The organism is Burkholderia sp. KBS0801 (assembly GCF_005937855.2).
In the GTDB taxonomy this organism is placed as follows: Bacteria; Pseudomonadota; Gammaproteobacteria; order Burkholderiales; family Burkholderiaceae; genus Burkholderia; species Burkholderia ambifaria.
This window is the reverse complement of the sequence record NZ_CP042178.1, coordinates 276155-292555: the sequence shown is the minus strand read 5'-3', so window position 1 is coordinate 292555 and position 16401 is coordinate 276155. Positions and strand designations below refer to the sequence as shown.

At 67.3% G+C, this 16401-nt stretch carries 13 protein-coding genes; 8 read left to right on the top strand and 5 right to left on the bottom strand.

Annotation, left to right across the window (positions count from 1 at the left end):
* Positions 1-2: 2 nt before the first annotated feature.
* From FFI87_RS18150 to FFI87_RS18135, 3 genes are all read right to left on the bottom strand, one after another.
* The gene (locus FFI87_RS18150) at positions 3-866 is read right to left on the bottom strand and encodes an alpha/beta fold hydrolase (RefSeq protein ID WP_138849595.1); all 864 of its coding nucleotides are present in this window, start codon (positions 864-866) and stop codon (positions 3-5) included.
* A 400-nt stretch (positions 867-1266) separates the two neighbouring features.
* The gene (locus tag FFI87_RS18140) at positions 1267-2055 is read right to left on the bottom strand and encodes an SDR family NAD(P)-dependent oxidoreductase (RefSeq protein WP_138849596.1); all 789 of its coding nucleotides are present in this window, start codon (positions 2053-2055) and stop codon (positions 1267-1269) included.
* Between the two features lie 57 nt (positions 2056-2112).
* A complete protein-coding gene (locus tag FFI87_RS18135; protein WP_138849597.1) occupies positions 2113-3195 on the bottom strand; it encodes an alkene reductase in 1083 nt (360 codons plus the stop codon).
* Positions 3196-3330: 135 nt separating this feature from the next.
* Between FFI87_RS18135 and FFI87_RS18130 the strand changes: the two genes are divergently transcribed.
* Positions 3331-3960 (top strand): TetR/AcrR family transcriptional regulator, encoded by a 630-nt coding sequence (locus FFI87_RS18130; protein WP_138849598.1) that lies wholly within the window; start codon positions 3331-3333, stop codon positions 3958-3960.
* Positions 3961-4012: 52 nt separating this feature from the next.
* On the opposite strand, the gene FFI87_RS18125 is transcribed toward FFI87_RS18130, so the two are convergent.
* Complete coding sequence (locus tag FFI87_RS18125; RefSeq protein ID WP_138850235.1) at positions 4013-4738, bottom strand: TetR/AcrR family transcriptional regulator; 726 nt, start codon at positions 4736-4738, stop codon at positions 4013-4015.
* A 415-nt stretch (positions 4739-5153) separates the two neighbouring features.
* On the opposite strand from FFI87_RS18125, the gene FFI87_RS18120 reads away from it, so the two are divergent.
* The 7 genes from FFI87_RS18120 (at position 5154) to FFI87_RS18090 (ending at position 15492) form a co-directional block, all read left to right on the top strand.
* The gene (locus FFI87_RS18120) at positions 5154-6287 is read left to right on the top strand and encodes an efflux RND transporter periplasmic adaptor subunit (RefSeq protein WP_138850236.1); all 1134 of its coding nucleotides are present in this window, start codon (positions 5154-5156) and stop codon (positions 6285-6287) included.
* Positions 6284-9445 carry an efflux RND transporter permease subunit gene (locus FFI87_RS18115; RefSeq protein WP_138849599.1) on the top strand — a complete coding sequence of 1054 codons (3162 nt, stop codon included), beginning with the start codon at positions 6284-6286 and terminating at the stop codon, positions 9443-9445. Before FFI87_RS18120 ends, FFI87_RS18115 begins: the two co-directional genes overlap by 4 nt.
* A complete protein-coding gene (locus tag FFI87_RS18110) occupies positions 9442-10908 on the top strand; it encodes an efflux transporter outer membrane subunit (protein WP_138849600.1) in 1467 nt (488 codons plus the stop codon). Before FFI87_RS18115 ends, FFI87_RS18110 begins: the two co-directional genes overlap by 4 nt.
* 136 nt (positions 10909-11044) lie before the next feature.
* Positions 11045-12427: a paraquat-inducible protein A gene (locus FFI87_RS18105; RefSeq protein ID WP_138849601.1), complete on the top strand. Its 1383-nt coding sequence runs from the start codon at positions 11045-11047 to the stop codon at positions 12425-12427.
* A 40-nt stretch (positions 12428-12467) separates the two neighbouring features.
* The gene (locus FFI87_RS18100) at positions 12468-14063 is read left to right on the top strand and encodes an intermembrane transport protein PqiB (protein ID WP_138849602.1); all 1596 of its coding nucleotides are present in this window, start codon (positions 12468-12470) and stop codon (positions 14061-14063) included.
* Positions 14060-14761, top strand: a complete 702-nt coding sequence (locus tag FFI87_RS18095; RefSeq protein ID WP_138849603.1) for a membrane integrity-associated transporter subunit PqiC — start codon at positions 14060-14062, stop codon at positions 14759-14761. The genes FFI87_RS18100 and FFI87_RS18095 overlap by 4 nt, the downstream gene beginning before the upstream one ends.
* Positions 14758-15492, top strand: a complete 735-nt coding sequence (locus FFI87_RS18090; RefSeq protein ID WP_261378606.1) for a TetR/AcrR family transcriptional regulator — start codon at positions 14758-14760, stop codon at positions 15490-15492. Before FFI87_RS18095 ends, FFI87_RS18090 begins: the two co-directional genes overlap by 4 nt.
* Positions 15493-15616: 124 nt before the next feature.
* Here FFI87_RS18090 and FFI87_RS18085 read toward each other — a convergent pair whose 3' ends face one another.
* Entirely contained in the window at positions 15617-16390 is a 774-nt protein-coding gene (locus tag FFI87_RS18085) for a TetR/AcrR family transcriptional regulator (RefSeq protein WP_138849604.1), read from the bottom strand.
* Between the last annotated feature and the right edge of the window lie 11 nt (positions 16391-16401).

Below are 16401 nucleotides of genomic sequence, written 5' to 3'. Positions count from 1 at the left end.
ACTCATTGCGACAGAAATTCCAGTGCCGTGGGTACGAAGTTGGGGTGATGCTGGAAGATTCCACCGTGGCCGGCGTCCTGATAAATGACGAGCTGCGCCTGCGGGATGCGGCGGGCCATATCGCGGCTGAGCGCGGTGGGCACCATGATGTCGTTATCCCCATTGGCGATCAGGACAGGCATGGGCAGACTCGCGAGGTCCTGGGGCGCCTGCTGGCCCCACGCCTTGATCGCCTTGAGTTGACGAAGGAAGGCGCGAGGTGTCGGACCCTTGTCGCGGCCAGCCTTGCGTTCCTTCAACCGTTTCAAGAACGCGCTTGCCGCCCGCTGGCCATTGGTTGTGGAGGTGAAGAACAGATACGCCTTCGGATCGCGCAGCGTGAGCAGGCCTTTGAGCATGAGTGGCCAGGACACGGCGCCGACACGATCGATACCGTGACCACCGGCGGGGCCCGTGCCAGTGAGAATGAGCTTGCGCACCAGACCCGGCGCCTTGAGCGCCACGTCCTGCGCGACGAAACCGCCAAGCGAGAAGCCGAGCAAATCCACTTGATCGATACCCATTGCGCGAATCAGCTCGATGGTGTCGCGCGCCATCTCGTCCACGATCACGGGCGCGATGCCACCGGATAAGCCGATTCCTCGATAGTCAATCGCGATGACGCGACGTTTTTGCGCCAAGCCATCGACGATGCGCGGGTCGAAGTTGTCCAGCACGGCTCCCCAGTGATTCAGTAAAACCAAAGGAACGCCGCCGTGCGGACCCAGTTCACGGTAGGCGAAGCGGGTTCCCGCCGCGTTGACGAACTTGTTCGGTGCCCGTGCATACGACGTTGTCGATTGGGTGTCCGGGTTGATGCTCTTCATCATTCACTCCCTGGGTGCTGCTTTCACATGTCGAGCATCATGCTGACGGGGAAAAAGGTAGGACTTCAATCCGCGCCGCAAACCGATGCTCAAGCGTGGCCTCAAGCATCGATTCGGACAACGGCTCTTCTTCGACTGCGCGCGCCAGCATCGGCGATGCGCTCGTGCGTGGCTGACTTCGCGGCTTTGGGCAAGCCCATCCGTCATCCGTGGATCCCCAGTTGTCCATCCCACCGCGGAAGTGCTGCAGGAACAGTAACGGCGGCTGCGAAGAATCCGCGTTACCCCAGCGGCGATAGGCGAATCGAGTATCGTTGACATTCACGAAGCGCGGGGTGTAGTGATATGGTTGTCGGTCATCGTGGTATCCATCGTTCCGCCGTTCGCTGCAATTGAATAGTCAGGCGCGAAGCTGATAGCGCTCGGCCGCGTGTGCCTGTCGAATGTCCGACAACAGTCCCTGGCGAGCGCCATCCAGCGCGTCCCACCGCCCGGCTACGTGCAGCGGCGGGATCGTGACCAGTTCGCGACGGTCGAACCCGATCAGTGCCGCATCAACCAGCTCGCCCACTTCCATCACCTCGGGCAGCGTGTTCACGTCGACCCCGGCGCGCTCCCAGATCTCCGTGCGCGTCGCCGCCGGCAGGACGGCTTGCACGTAAACCCCCTTGGGCGACAACTCGAGGTTCAGGCCCTGCGACAGGAACAGCACGAATGCCTTGGTCGCGCCGTAGATCGACATGCCGAACTCGGGCGCGAAACCCACCACCGAGCCGATGTTGACGATCGAGCCATTACCGGACTGCACAAAGCGTGGCGCGATCGCGGCTGCAAGCCTCGTCAGCGCCGTCGTGTTGAGCGTGATCAGGCGTTCGATGCTTTCAGAGGTTTGCTGCAGGAAGCCGCCCGACTGAGCCACGCCGGCATTATTGATCAGAATTCCTATTCGATTGTCATCGCGCAGACGGGCCTCGAGCGCGGACAGATCGGCAGACTGGGTCAGGTCGGCCTGCAGCACTTCCACGGCCACGCCGCTTTCCTCACGCAGGCGCGCTGCCAACGCATCGAGTCGCGCCTTGTCACGGGCGACGAGGATGAGGTCATGGCCACGCCGGGCGAAGCGCTCGGCGTAGGTGGCACCGATGCCGCTGGAGGCGCCGGTGATGAGGACTGTCGGAAGCGTGGTCATGGGTACTTTCCTTTGCAAGGGTTCTTCTGGCGGAGACTCAGTCAAGGGCACGAAGCCTTAGCCGGAAATCGTCGGGTAATCGATGTAACCCGCAGCGCCGCCGCCATAGAGCGTCGCCGGGTTGAGTTGCGTCAGGGGTGCGCCGTGCTTCAGGCGTTCGACCAGGTCCGGGTTGCTGATGAACGGACGGCCGAACGCGAACAAGTCGGCTCTGCCCTCATTGAGTTGAGTGGTGGCGAATTCCACGTCGTATCCGTTGTTGGCCAGATAGGTCTGCTTGAAACGGAGGCGCAGCGCGTCGTAGTCGAATGCCGCCACATCGCGTGGGCCACCGGTCGCGCCTTCGACCACGTGCAGATAGACGATCCCCCGCGCGCTGAGCTGTTCGGCGATGTAGTCGTACTGCGCTTGCGGATCGCTGCAGGAAATGCCGTTTGCCGGCGAAACCGGCGAGATGCGCACGCCCGTGCGCTCTGCGCCGATTTCCTCGACCACTGCGGCGACGACTTCCAGCAACAGGCGCGCACGGTTCTCGATCGAGCCGCCGTAGTCGTCGGTGCGCTGGTTGGCGCCGTCCTTGATGAACTGCTCCAGCAGATATCCGTTGGCGCCGTGAATTTCCACGCCGTCGAAACCCGCGGCAATCGCGTTGGCCGCAGCCTGTCGAAAGTCGTTCACGATGCCCGGCAGCTCGGCGAGTTCCAGCGCGCGCGGCTCGGACACGTCGATAAAGCCGTTGTTGACGAAGGTTTTCGTCTCGGCGCGGATCGCGGAAGGCGCGACCGGCGCCGTGCCGCCAGGTTGGAGGTCAGTGTGCGAGACGCGGCCCACATGCCAGAGCTGCACGAAGATGCGTCCGCCCTTCGCATGGACGGCGTCCGTGACCTTGCGCCAGCCGGCGATCTGCTCGGGCGTGTACAGGCCTGGCGTGTCCTGATAGCCCTGGGCCTGGGCCGAAACCTGAGTGGCCTCGGTGATGATCAGGCCGGCCGACGCGCGCTGCGCGTAGTAGGTCGCGGCAAGCTCGCTGGGCACCAGCCCGGCGCCGGCACGGTTGCGCGTCAGCGGTGCCATGACGATGCGATTGGCGAGCGTCAGGCCACCGAGGGCGTACGGCTCGAAAAGGGTTTTCTCTGACATGTCGTTCCAGCGTCGGGTGGTGGGATTGGCCCAATGATGACGACCATAATCTAACGTGTCAATACTTTGATGACGACCAACATCAATGTATAGTCAGGCCATCAGACAGGGAATGCGCCCACACGGAGAGGAAAAGTGAAAGTCACCAAGGCACAGGCCCAGGCCAACCGCGCCCACGTTGTCGAAACAGCGTCGACGCTATTCAGGGAGCGCGGTTTTGATGGGGTCGGAGTTGCTGATCTGATGAGCGCAGCCGGGTTCACCCACGGCGGCTTCTACAAGCACTTCCGCTCAAAGGCCGATCTGATGGCGGAATCGGCGGCCTGCGGCATGGCGCAGACCGTTGCGCTGTCGGCCGGGGTGGACGCAGCGGAATTCGTGCGACAGTATCTCGCGCGCGAGCACCGCGACGCGCGCGCAACCGGCTGCACGATGGCCGCGCTGGGTGGGGATGCCGCGCGTCAACCCGAAGCGGTCCGGGCCACATTCGCGGACGGCATCGAAAGACTGCTGGCGGCGTTGGTCCAGGAACATGATTCGTCAGACGGTGCAGACTCGGTGGAGGCCCGAGCCGACTGCCTCGACATCATGGCGCATGCGGTCGGCGCCGTTGTGTTGTCGCGCGCGTGCCCGGATGATTCTCCACTGGCCGACGAAATCCTCACCGTGTGCCGCGACAAGATTCTCGCGACACTGGGCCCATCGGCGACAGCGCGCGAACCGGGTCGCAAGCAGGGTAACGACAGCTCGGCCAAGTCGAAGTGACGCCGGGCGGCGATGGCCGCCTGGAAAGGGTTGACGACGACCCCCGCCCCTCTCAATCCCCAGCCGTTACAGTGAAATCGCCGAGCGGTAGCGGGCGATTCGCGATGGCGTGCGCCTCGGCGCGCGCAATGCCAAGCGTCTGCAGCACGACCGCGGCGGTCCGTTCCGGGAAATCGCCGACGCCGGCCGCCCGTCTCCGCGCCCCGCCCTCGACCGTCCCGGCGATGTGAAGCTGCGCGGCGATTGCCGCGAGAATCGTCCCTGTCGACGCCAGCACGCTGACGAACGGATCGCCGACGATGAAGCGGCGCGCCGCGATGCCGCGCGCGCTGTCCCGCCGCAAGCGCTGCCCAAGCCCGCGGTCGAGCGCGCGTACCGAAAGACCTTCGAGCATCAGGAACCGACCCCACATCCACTCCTGATGCGCTTGCATCAGCGTATGGCGCACGCAGACCGACACGACCTCCGCCGGATCTGACAAGCCGCCGGTCACGCGCTCGAGCCGATCCGCGAAATCGTCGAACACCCACTCGATCAACGCGGCAAAGAGTCCGTCTTTCGATGCGAAGTGGTTGTAGAACGAGCCGAACCCGACGTCGGCCGCCTCGGTGATCTCGCTGATCGCCACGTTGTCCATCCCCTTTTCCGCCATCAGCATGAACGCCGCCCGCAGCAGACGCATGCGCGTCGCCTGCTTGCGCCGCGCGCCCCGCGGCACCCGATGCTCGGTCGCGACGGCGGCCCCGATGGGCCGCGGCGGCTCGGACGTTTGATCCATCACAGCGTCTCCCCCCTTCGAAATTTCTTGCATTCCGCAATCTTAGATTATTGGCTCATACTTGACAATATTATCAGTTATGAGTCTAATCTCGGAAATCGCTGCGCCGAGCGTGTCTGCCGGAAGGGTCCTCGACGGGCGGTAACGGCCAGCACGGGCATTCGATGCCCGTGCGGTAGCCCGCCCCACCGCTCCGTGCGGCGGGCGCAGGCTGCGTGATCTAGCGTGCCGGCATCGGACGCTGCCACGCAAACATCGGAGTACTGATTTAACACGTGGATGCGCCGTCGGCAGCGAAGCCGGCTCGCGCCCCACCCCAGTCGGCCGGCCCGCCGAGGTCGCCGGATTTTTTAGTTGGCCCTTCATTCGTCTTGGAAACATCGTGAAATCACCAGGTCTTGATGCGCGCACTTCGATGCGCCGGCTCCTGACACGCATCGCGCCGCCGGTTCAGCGGGCGCCGATCGCGCTCGCATGCTGTGCAATTCTTCTGACGGCTTGTCATTCGCATGAGGCCCCCGCGCCCGAACCGCGGTCGGTGGTCGCGCTGCCGGCTCATGCAGACAGCGGCGCATCGCAGCGCGTGCTGCCGGCGCAGGTCCAGGCGCGCTATTCGACGGCGCTGTCGTTCCGGGTCGGCGGCAAGATCGTCGAGCGGCGCGTGCGCATCGGCGACATCGTCAAGGCCGGACAGACGCTCGCGGCCCTGGATCCCGCCGATCTGCACAACACGCTGCTCAATGCCCGCGCACAGCTCGACGCCGCCGAGCATCGGGTCGTCTACGCGAAGCAGCAACTCGAGCGCGACCGCGCGCAGGCACAGGCGGCGCTGATCGCGCCCGCGCAGCTCGAGACAACGCAGGATGCCTATACGTCAGCGGTCGCGCAGCGCGATGCCGCCCTCGCGCAGATGGCGCTCGCCGGAGATCACCTGCGCTACGCGACGCTCGTCGCGGATCATGACGGCGTCGTGACGTCCGAGGATGCCGATACCGGGCAGAACGTCGAGGCCGGGCAGGCGGTGTTTCATCTGGACTGGAGCGGCGAGCTCGACATCGTGTGCGACGCCTCGGAGCGCGACCTGCGCGATCTCGCGATTGGCCGCGGCGCGCGCGTCAGCCTGACGGCGCTGCCGGGCAAAGTGTTCGATGCGCGCGTGCGCGAGGTCGCGGCCGCCGCGGATCCGCAAAGCCGCACGTGGCGGGTCAAACTGACGCTGATCGCGCCGAGCCCGGACGTGCGCTCCGGGATGACGGCCAACGTCGCGTTCGACGGCAGCACCGACGCCGCCGCGGACCATACGATCACGCTGCCGGCCACCGCGCTCTTTCACCGCGGCGAAGCGCCGGCGGTCTGGGTCGTCCGCAAGGGCAGCGACACGCTGGAACTGCGCACGGTGTCGATCGGACGCTACGACGAACGCACGGTGTCCATCACGTCGGGGCTCGCGAGCGACGAGCGCGTCGTGATGCAAGGTGTCCATACCGTCACCGCCGGCGAACGCGTGCGCGTCGTGCCGCCGCTGCATCCGGAGGACTTCCCGTCATGAACGCCCCCGAACATCATCTGCCGGACGACGCGCGAACCGATGCCGGCCAGTCCGACGACCGTCGCTTCAATCTGTCCTCATGGGCGCTCAAGCATCAGCAGCTGGTGATCTTCCTGATCGGCCTTGCGACGATCTTCGGCGTGATCGGCTATACGCGCCTCGCGCAGTCCGAGGATCCGCCGTTCACGTTCCGCACGATGGTGATCCAGACCTACTGGCCGGGCGCCACCGCCCGCGAAGTCCAGGAGCAGGTCACCGACCGGATCGGCCGCCAGCTTCAGGCCGCGCCGTACGTCGACAACATCAAGAGCTACTCTCGCCCCGGCGAGTCGATGATCTTCTTCGCGATGAAGGATTCGGCACCGGTCAATCAGGTGCCGGAAACCTGGTATCAGGTGCGCAAGAAGGTCGGCGACATCCGCGCGACGCTGCCGAAGGGCACGGTCGGCCCGTTCTTCAACGACGAATTCGGCGACGTCTACACGAACATTTACGCGCTCGAAGGCGACGGCTACTCGCCGGCGCAACTGCACGATTACGCGGACAAGCTGCGCGCGGTGCTACTGCGCGTGCCCGGCGTCGCAAAGGTCGACTACTTCGGCGACCCCGATCAGCACGTGTTCGTCGAGATCTCGAACGCGCAGCTGACCCGGCTCGCGATCACGCCGCAACAGCTCGCGCAGGCGATCGACGCGCAGAATGCCGTCGCGCCGGTCGGCACGATCACGACGGCGGACGATCGCGTGTTCGTGCGTCCCACCGGCGCGTTCAAGGACGTGCAGGCGCTCGCGGACATGCCGATCACCGTGAACAACCGCACGTTCCGGCTCGGCGACGTTGCCAAGATCACGCGCGGCTACGACGATCCGCCGGTCACGCAGATGCGGACCAACGGCCACGCCGTGCTCGGCATCGGCGTGACGATGCAAAAGGGCGGCGACGTGATCGATCTCGGCAAGGCGCTCGACGCCAGGACCGCCGAACTCCAGGCAGGCCTGCCGGCCGGCGTGAAGCTGAGCGCGGTGTCGAGCATGCCGCACGCAGTCAAGCACTCGGTGGACGACTTCGTCGAGGCGGTGGGCGAAGCCGTCGCCATCGTGCTCGTGGTCAGCCTCGTGTCGCTCGGCTTGCGCACCGGGATGGTGGTCGTCATCACGATTCCGATCGTGCTGGCCGTGACCGCGCTGTGCATGCATGTGTTCGGCATCGGGCTCGACAAGGTGTCGCTGGGCACGCTGGTGCTCGCGCTCGGGCTGCTGGTGGACGACGCGATCATCGCCGTCGAAATGATGGCGGTGAAGCTCGAGCAAGGCTGGACGCGAACGCGTGCGGCGGCGTTCGCGTACACGAGCACGGCGTTCCCGATGCTCACCGGAACGCTCGTGACGGTATCGGGCTTCCTGCCGATCGCGCTCGCGAAGTCGAGCACCGGCGAATACACGCGCTCGATCTTCGAGGTGTCGGCCATTTCGCTGATCGTGTCGTGGTTTGCAGCCGTCGTGCTGGTGCCGCTGCTCGGCTACCACATGCTGCCCGAGCTCAAGCACGGCGACGGGCATGCGCACGGGCAGGACGTGTACGACACGGGTTTCTACCGGCGCCTGTCCGGCTGGATCTCGGCCTGCATCGAGCGCCGCTGGGTCGTGCTCGGCGTGACCGCGGTGCTGTTCGCGATCGCGATGGCCGCCTTCACGCGCGTGCCGCAGCAGTTCTTCCCGAACTCGGAGCGCCCCGAACTGCTGGTCGACCTGCGCTTGCCGGAAGGCGCGTCGTTCGACGCGACGCTGCGCGAGGCCACGCGGCTCGAGAAGACGCTCGCCGGCCGACCCGAAATCGATCACGTCGTCGACTTCGTCGGCACCGGCGCGCCGCGCTTCTATCTGCCGCTCGATCAACAGCTTCAGCAGCCGAACTTCGCACAGTTCGTCATCACGGCAAAGGACGTCGAAGCGCGCGAGCGGCTGTCGCATTGGCTCGAGTCGACGCTCGCAACCCGTTTCCCGACCCTGCGCACCCGTGTGGCGCGGCTTGAAAACGGGCCGCCAGTCGGCTTCCCGATCAAGTTCCGCGTGAGCGGCGACGACATCGCGACGGCACGCGCTATCGCCGAGAAGGTGGCGGACAAGGTGCGCGCCGACCCGCGCACGCGCAACGTGCAGTTCGACTGGGACGAGCCGGCCGAGCGCTCGGTGTCGTTCGAAATCGATCAGCTCAAGGCGCGCCAGCTCGGCGTGACGTCGGAAGACGTGTCGAGCTTCCTCGCGATGACGCTGTCCGGCTACACGGTCACGCAATATCGCGAGCGCGACAAGCTGATCAACGTCGACCTGCGGGCGCCGAAGAGCGAGCGCGTCGACCCGTCGAAGCTCGCCGGCATCGCGATTCCGACGCCGCACGGCCCGGTGCCGCTCGGCGCGATCGGCCACGTGCGCGACACGCTCGAATACGGCGTGATCTGGGAACGCGACCGCCAGCCGACGATCACCGTGCAGGCCGACGTGCGCGGCGACGCAGCGAGCATCGGCGTCACGCGCGACATCGACGGTGCGCTGGCGACGCTGCGCGCGACGCTCCCGACCGGCTACCGGATCGACATCGGCGGCGCGGCGGAGGAAAGCATGAAGGGCCAGACGTCCATCAACGCCCAGATGCCGCTGATGATCATCGCGGTGCTGACGCTGCTGATGATTCAGCTCAAGCGCTTCTCGCGCACCTTCATCGTCGTGCTGACCGCGCCGCTCGGCCTGATCGGCGTGGTCGCCGCGCTGCTGCTGTTCGGCAAGCCGTTCGGCTTCGTCGCGCTGCTCGGCGTGATCGCGATGTTCGGGATCATCATGCGCAACTCCGTGATCCTGGTCGATCAGATCGACCAGGACATCGCAGCCGGACAGCCGCGCTTCACGGCGATCGTCGGCGCGACGGTGCGGCGCTTCCGGCCGATCATGCTGACCGCCGCCGCCGCCGTGCTCGCCCTGATCCCGCTGCTGCGCTCGGGCTTCTTCGGCCCGATGGCCACGGCGCTGATGGGCGGCATCACGGTCGCGACGGGACTGACCATCTTCTTCCTGCCCGCCCTTTATGCGACGTGCTTCAAGGTGCGACGCGACGAACGCGAGTCGACCGCCACGGCCGTCGCGTCCCCGGAGACATGTCAATGAAACTTACCCGTATGACCGCGGCGCTCGCCGCGAGCGCGGCGCTCGGCCTGTCCGGCTGCGCGATGGCCCCGAGCAGCACACCGCCCGCGATGCCGTCGCCGGCTCACTACGGCGAGACGCCGCAGCCGCCGCGGACCGCCGAAGCGGCGGGCGTCGCGCAGCAATTCGACGTCGGCGCCGCGCCGGTTCCGCAGTGGTGGCGGCTCTATCGCTCCGGCGCGCTCGACGCGCTGGTCGACGAAGGGCTGAGCGCGAATCCGACGCTTGCCGCGACCGAAAAGACGCTCGCCGCCGCGCAGCAGGAACTGCGCGCGCAGGTCGGCGCATCGACGCTGCCGTCGCTCGACGCGAATGCGCAGGTGGCCCGCACCCGCACGCCGGACATCTCCGGCACGGGCGCGCAGACCCTGCGCTACAACGTGTTCGTCGGTCAGTTGCAGGCGCATTACATGTTCGATCTGTTCGGCGCCACGCGCTATGCGAACGCGGCAAGCGCCGCGCGCGTCGACGTGCGCGCTTGCGAGCTCGAGGCGGCGCGGCGCGCGCTGGCAGCCAACATCGTCGGCACCGCCATCTCCGCTGCGGCGCTCGACCGACAGATCCTGCTGACCGAGCGGCTCGTCACCATCGCGGCATCGTCCGCGCACGACGATGCGCAGCGCTACGCGCTCGGCGCGATCTCGCACGCGCAGGCGCTGGCGTCGACGCAGAACGCGGCATCGCTCGCCGCGACGCTGCCGGCGCTACGCCAGCAGCGCGCGACAACCGTTCACGCGCTCGCGATCCTGCTCGGCCGCACGCCCGACGCCGTGCCACCGATCCCCACATTCGACAGCCTGTCCCTGCCGGAGCACGTGCCGGTCGTCGTGCCGTCCGACCTGCTGAAGGCGCGCCCCGACATCCGCGCGGCCGAAGCCGCGGTAAAAGCCGCCGCGGCGGATGCGGGCGAAGCGACCGCGCAGCTGTTCCCGAGTTTATCGCTCACGGCGACGTTGGGACGCGGCGGCTTCAGCTGGCCGGCGCTGCTGTCGGGGGCGGGCGGGCTGTGGGCAGTCGGCGCAGGCCTGTCGCAGCCGCTCTTCCACGGCGGCGCGCTGCTGGCCCATCGGCGTGCGACGCTCGATTCGTACGACGCGGCGGTGCTGCAGTACAAGTCGGCGGTGCTGTCCGCGTTCGGCGACGTCGCGGATTCGCTCGCCGCACTCGACAACGACGCGCAGACGCTGGCCGCGAACGAAATCGCGGCGCGGGCGGCTGGCGCGGCCTTCGACGAAACGGCGCAGCGCCGCACACTGGGCGCCGTTCCGGTGTCCGCGCAGCAGGCGAGCGAGCGGCAATATCTGACCGCGGAGCTCGACGCGGTCCGTGCCGCGAGCCGGCGAATGACCGATACGGCGGCACTGCTGCAGGCAATGGGCGAGTTGCCGCCCGACGCCCGCACGGCAGTCGCGGCCCGGCAATAACGGCTGCTTGCGTCGACGGGTCGGCTGCGCGTGCCGCCGGCCCGGACCTCGGCGCCCGACGCCCGGCGCCGGACGCCCGACGCACCGCGAGTACCGCGGCGCCGAGCACTCCTTTACTCCGCATGATCGATTCCCGATGAAACCCGAAAACCTGGTCGCCTGCCACGAATGCGACCTGCTGTTTTGGCGGCCGCCGCGCCTGCGCGCGCTGGCCGCGCACTGCCCGAGGTGCCGTGCCCGCGTGGGCGGCAGCGCGCACGGCCGTCCGGCGCTGGACCGGCGGTGCGCGGTCGCGCTCGCCGCGCTGTTCACGTTGTTCATCGCGCAGGCCTTTCCCATCGTCGGCCTCGACGCAGCCGGCATCGCATCGCACGCGACGCTGGCCGACGCGGTGGCCGCGTTGCACTTGCACGGGCAACCGGCCGTGGCGGCGATCGTGTTCTGCACGACGATGTTGTTCCCGCTGCTGGAACTCGCCGCGTGGCTGTACGTGCTCGTACCGTTGCGCGCGGGCCGCGTACCGCCCTGCTTCGCGCCGGTCCTGCGCAACATGCAGCGGCTGCGTCCATGGAGCATGGTCGAGGTGTTCCTGCTCGGCATCCTGGTCACGATCGTCAAGATGACGAGCGTCGCGCACGTGATACCGGGCCCCGCGCTGTTTGCGTTCGGCGCCCTCACCGTGATGCTCGGCGTTCTCGCGTCGTTCGACCCGGGCGGCCTGTGGGAAGCACGCGACGAAATCAACGCGCTGCGCGACGGCGGTATGTCTGCCGCGGTGTCGCGCCGGCGGCACACGCCGCGACGCGCTGCACCGGTGGCGCCCGACACAGCAGACGCAATGGACGCTACGGACGCGACCAGCGCGACCGGGCACCACCGCCCGGCAAGCGTCACGGCCCGCGCCGCGGGGCTGCTCGCATGTCATACCTGCACACGCGTGCAGCAGCCGCATATCGAGGCCGCCGGCGCGCGCTGCACGCGCTGCGGGTCGACGCTGCACGAACGCCGCCCGCGCAGCGCCGCACGCACGGGCGCGCTCGTGATCGCGGCCGCGCTTCTCTACATTCCGGCGAACCTGCTGCCCATCATGCACGCGACATCGCTCGGCCGCACCGAGGACGACACCATTCTCGCCGGCGTCGCGTACTTCTGGACGTCCGGCGACTGGCCGCTCGCCGTCGTCGTGTTCGTCGCGAGCGTGCTCGTGCCGATGCTCAAGCTCGCGATTCTCGCGTTGCAGGCCATTGCCGCACATCGCGGCACGCCATGGCGCCCGCTGGAACGCGCGCGGCTCCATCGACTGGTGGAGCGCGTGGGCCGCTGGTCGATGCTCGACGTGTTCGTCGTCGCGCTGACGATCGCGCTCGTGCATTTCGGGTCGTTCGCCGAGATCACGCCCGGCCCCGGCGCGCTGGCGTTCGGCGCCGTGGTCGTACTCACCATGTGCGCGTCGATGCAGTTCGATCCGCGACTCATCTGGGACGGCGTGCACCGCCCAGCCGCCAGCCCTCGATCCTGAACGAGCGCAAGCCCGTCGCAACTCTACGACTATTCATACGATGCTTCCCCTCGATTTGCCTGAACCCGGGATCCGGCCGCGCAGCCGCTGGATCCCGTCCCTCGTCTGGATCGTTCCGCTCGTGTGCGCGTTGATCGGGCTGTCGCTCGTGTACCGCAACATTGCCGCGACCGGCCCGACGATCACCGTCACGTTCGCGAACGCAGAAGGCCTCGAAGCCGGAAAGACCAAGGTCCGTTACAAGGACGTCGATATCGGCTCGGTGCAGGCCATCACGCTCACGCCCGACTTCAAGCGCGTGGTCGTGCGCATCCAGCTCACCAAGGAAGCCGCGCGGTTCGCGAACCGCGATACGCGATTCTGGGTCGTTCGGCCGCGTGTCGGCGCCACCGGAATCTCCGGGCTCGGCACGCTGCTCTCCGGCGCGTACATCGGCGCGGACCTCGGCCGCTCGCCGCATGAGCAGACCGACTTCGCCGGCCTCGAGACGCCGCCCGCCGTCACCGCGGACCAGCAGGGCCGCCGCTACCTGCTGCACGGCGATTCGCTCGGCTCGATCGATATCGGCTCGCCGGTGTTCTACCGGCACCTGCAGGTCGGCCAGGTGGTTGGCTTCTCGCTCGACAAGGATGGCACGGGCGTCGACGTGCAAGCGTTCGTGACGGCGCCGTACGACAAATACGTCGGCACCAACACGCGCTGGTGGCATGCAAGCGGCGTGGATCTGCGGCTCGATTCGAACGGCCTGAAGCTGAACACGCAGTCGCTCGCGACGGTGGTCGTCGGCGGTCTCGCGTTTCAGTCGCCGCCCGAGCAAGCCGATGCACCGCCAGCGGCCGACAACGCGTCGTTCCGGCTCGCGCCGGACCAAGCCGAGGCGATGCGCGACCCCGACGGCACGCCGCTGATGGTCGTCATGCGCTTCGACCAATCGCTGCGCGGGCTGTCCGTCGGCGCGCCGGTCGATTTGCGCGGCATTGCGCTCGGTCAGGTCACGAACATCGGGATCGAATACAACGAGCACTCGCGCACGTTCAGCATGAAGGTCACGATGGCGCTGTATCCGTCGAGACTGAGCCGGCACAGCGACACCGCGCTACCGGCCCCCGATACGGCCGGCGGCCACGACCTCCTCGAGCACCTGGTGCTGCAGGGGCTGCGCGGGCAACTGCGCACCGGCAGCCTGCTCACTGGCCAGTTGTACGTGGCGCTCGACATGTTCCCGAAGGCGCCGCGTGCGAGCGTGGACGTGCACCGTACGCCGGTCGAGCTGCCGACCGTTCCGAACACGCTCGACGAACTGCAGGTTCAGCTCGCCGACATCGCACGGAAGCTCGACAAGGTTCCGTTCGACCAGATCGGCAACAGTCTGAACGGTGCGCTCGAGCATGCGAACCAGCTGTTCGGACACCTCGACGAGCAGGTCGTGCCGCAGGCGCGCGACACGCTGGCGGCGGCGCAGCGCACGTTCGACGCCGCACAGGCGACGCTGCGGCAGGATTCGCCGATGCAATCGGACGTTCATGACGCGATGCAATCGCTCACGCATACGCTCCAGTCGCTCAATACGCTGGCCGACTATCTCGAGCGGCATCCGGAAGCGCTGCTCTTCGGCAAGAAAGGAGAACCGAAATGACGCAGCATTCGTTTCGCACGATCCGGATGCCGATCCGCATCGCAACGTGCGTCGCGCTGGCCGTGCTCAGCGCCTGTGCGTCGCCGCCCGTACGGTTCCATACGCTCGGGATCGCGGAAGGCGCGGGCGGCGAAACCGGCGCCTCGCGTTCCGCATGGCTGATCGACATTCAGAGCGTGCACGTCGCGGCGCCAGCGGACGGCAACCGGCTCGCGGTGCAGCGCGGCCCCGAACGGGTCGACATTCTGGAACAGGAGCGCTGGGTTTCGCCGCTCGGCGACGAGATGCGCGGCGGACTGTCGACGCGCGTCACGTCCCGGCTGAACACGATCGACGTTCACCGCGTCGCCCATCCGGATGGCACGCCGGTCTATCGGGTCGCCGTGGACGTCCAGCGTGTCGAATCGTGGCCGGCGTCGCACGTGCTGCTCGATGCGACATGGACGGTGGACGCCGGCTCCGGACAGCCGGCACTGACGTGCCGCAGCATCGTTCGGGCCGGTGCGTCGGCGGGCTACGACGCGCTCGTCGACGCGCATCGCCATGCGCTCGACACGCTCGCGCTCGGCATCGCCGCGGGCATTCGCGCGGCGGCCACGCACGCGCCGCCGCCCGCCGGATGCCGCGCGGGAATACTCGACCGACGGATCGCGCCACCCGTCGCCGCGCGCGGCGCGCCGGATCTGCTCGACGATTGAATCAGGCCGCGAACACGCACGCGGTCGGGTTGGGTTGGGCGATCGGCATCGCGCCGTGCCCTGCACGATCTAGCGACATCGTCAGGCGAAATCATCCCGACGAAAAACGAATCGGCGCTCCGGCGTTCCCGCATCGATCCCGCGTTTCGTGCGGCGCGGTGTTGCGCCGCTTCGATCATTTCCACCTGCATGGACAACCCACGATGAAACCCGCCCGACTCACGCGCGAGCAACGCAGGCTCGACACCCGCGAACGGCTCATCGCCACCGCCCGCGCGCTATTCATCGCGAAAGGCTTTGCCGAGACGAGCGTCGAACATATCGCCGAGGGCGCCGGGTACACGCGCGGCGCGTTCTATGCGCACTTCGAACACAAGCGCGAACTGTTGATCGAGATCCTTCGCCGCGACCATGATCGAATGATCACGAAAATTCCGGCGGCGACGCCGGAGCGCGGAGGTTCCTGCACCGCAGCCGACTACGCGAACATTACCGCCGGGTGGGAATGCTTCCCGCTATGGGTCGAGGTCCATCTGTACGCGCTGCGCGATGCCACGTTTCGGCACATCGTCGACGGCCTGCACGCCGAACCGGCTGCGCTACCAGAGATGGCAAGCGGTGCGGCGGGCGCCGCCGATCGGATGCCGTCCGCGACCAGCTGGGCGGCCGCGCTAGGCGTCGCGCTGCTGAGCGTCAGCGCGCAGAATGCCCGGCGCGACGATTCAACATAGCGTCAGAAAGAGCCACTCGGCAGGGATTCACCAAAAAGCCGCCACATCCCGGCCCCAACTGCCGTGTCACCGTTCATCCGCAATTGACCCACCCGGGGGCCTGGCAGCGGGCGACGGCACTACATCACTGCGCCGTCTCGACCGCTTCCACCACCGGCAGCGGCCGGCTTGCGATCTTCTCGGCTTCCGCGCGCTTGAGCCCCAACGTATGCAGAAGCGTCGCCGCCGTGCGTTCCGGGAAATGCTCTCCGTTGAAGCCGAGTTCCTTCAGCACATCGGCCGCCGGCGCGCCCGGCGCGACGAAGTTGAGCTCGGCCGCAATCGCGGTCAGCACCGTACCGCCAACCGAGAGGAAGCCGATGAACGGGTCGGCGACCACGAAGCGTTTCTCGGCGATGCCGCGCTCGATGTCCCGCAGCAGGCGCTGGCCCAGCCCGAGCGTCAGGACCCGCGCCGAAAAACCCTCGCGTATCAGGAAGTGTCCCCACACCGGCTCGCGCCGCGCACGCATCAGCGTATGCCGCACCGACACGGAAACGATTTCCGCCGGATCGGACAAGCCGCTGGCCACGCGATCGAGCGAATCCGCGAATTCCTCGAATACCGATTCCACGAGGGTCGCGTAGATCGCCTCCTTCGATTCGAAGTGGTTGTAGAACGAGCCGAAGCCGACGTCCGCGGCCTCGGTGATTTCGTTGATGGCGACGCCTTCCATGCCCTTTTGCGCCATCAGCCTGAGCGCGGCGTCCAGCAGGCGGGCCCGGGTCTCGCGCTTGCGGCGCGCGCCGCGCGGCTCGCGCTCTTCGGCGACCGCGACCTCGGATTTGGCTGGTTCCGGCGCGTTGGCGGCTTCCGGAGCGGAGCGCTTCGGTGTCCGGCGATTCGGTGTATTCGGCATGACGTTTCCGA